Genomic DNA, 1,345 nt, shown 5'->3' with positions numbered 1-1,345 from the left:
GGGGCTATTTTTTTCAAAGGTGTCTTCTACGAAGCCAATTGACCGAGAGAAAACTCATGCTCCTCTTCTTGGATATTTATTTGATAATTAGAATTATACTGCTCGTTTTTATTCCATAAATGATAAATCATAGTCAATAATTTCTTTTGAACAGCAACGTAACTCTTCATTTTTATTCCATGCTTTTCATAAGTTCTTTCAAACAAATCTTTAAAAGGCTTTACTTGACATTGAATTACTACTAAAGAAGGCATATGCATTGCTCTTCGGATTCTAGAGTTTCCTTTTTTTGATATTTTAGTTTTGCCAACACGCGTTCCTGATTGTGCTTCAACAACATCATAACCTGCATAAGAAACCAATTGCTTATAGTTTTTAAACAAAGTAAACCCATTGGTTTCGGCCAAAACGGTACTTAATGTTAAAACCCCTAATCCTTTCATTTTTAATATATTTTCAGCCTTTTCAAAGACTTCTTTATTAGATTTTAAGTGTGCTCTTATTTCCTTATCTAACTCTTTGAGTTGTGTTTCAAATAAAGTTATGGTTTGCTTTAATTGATTTGTGACTGAATCTAAATGATGCATTGCATAACTCAAGGCATCTAATTGATTCTTTAAAACCGTTTTTAATTCGGTTACATTTTGATGCTGTCTGGTCAATAAACGCAACTCATAGAAAAAAGTCCCCATTGGTTGCCATAATTCTAAACATTGTTCTGCTCCCATTTGGGACAATCCTTTTGCGTCAATGCTATCATTTTTAGATTTCAAACCTATCGCCTCCAGGTATTTCTTTGCTTTATTAGGCAAAATTATGGAAACGTTAAATCCTTTTCCATACAAATAACAGGCACAGTTCTCATGATAAATTCCTGTGGCTTCCATACAGACAACTACTGGAATTGATTCTTTTTTATGTTTGATAATCCAATCTTCTAAAATTGCAAATCCTTTTAAAGTATTGCTGATTTCTGTACTGGATTTACAAACAACCTTTTGCTTTTCATCAATAATACTAATACAAACATTGATCTTTTTGCTTGAAACATCAAGTCCTACAGAATATTTTAAATTCATAACGCTTTGATTTAATATCAATAAACAAAATATCACACAAATCTTTGCTCATTTTTTATACAAGATCCAAATTCTAAATAAGGTCTTTAAGTACTATTGTGATTCGAAATGTAATAAAAAACGAACTGGATTGACCTAGTGTGTACAATATCATCTGTCGATGTATTTCGCCCCGATAGAATTTTGCCAATTCGTTTTGTTTATTAATTGTTAGTATTTCAAAGATACATTTTCATATTTTTAATCTATGTCAAAGATATGAGCCC

Annotated in this window: 1 protein-coding gene; it reads right to left on the bottom strand. The window is 31.0% G+C overall.

Going from position 1 to position 1,345, the window contains the following annotated elements:
* Positions 1 to 26: 26 nt before the first annotated feature.
* Entirely contained in the window at positions 27 to 1,079 is a 1,053-nt protein-coding gene (locus tag GXM17_RS21300; RefSeq protein WP_163401528.1) for an IS110 family RNA-guided transposase, read from the bottom strand.
* Positions 1,080 to 1,345 lie beyond the last annotated feature (266 nt).

The organism is Flavobacterium fluviatile, assembly GCF_010645065.1.
Classification (GTDB): domain Bacteria; phylum Bacteroidota; class Bacteroidia; order Flavobacteriales; family Flavobacteriaceae; genus Flavobacterium; species Flavobacterium fluviatile.
Note: the sequence above shows the minus strand (reverse complement) of the source record. Positions and strands in the feature narration are given on the sequence as shown.

Bases quoted from the DNA above. Each gene is read 5' to 3' on its own strand.
- GXM17_RS21300 (WP_163401528.1), bottom strand. From the start codon at position 1,079: ATGAATTTAAAATATTCTGTAGGACTTGATGTTTCAAGCAAAAAGATC.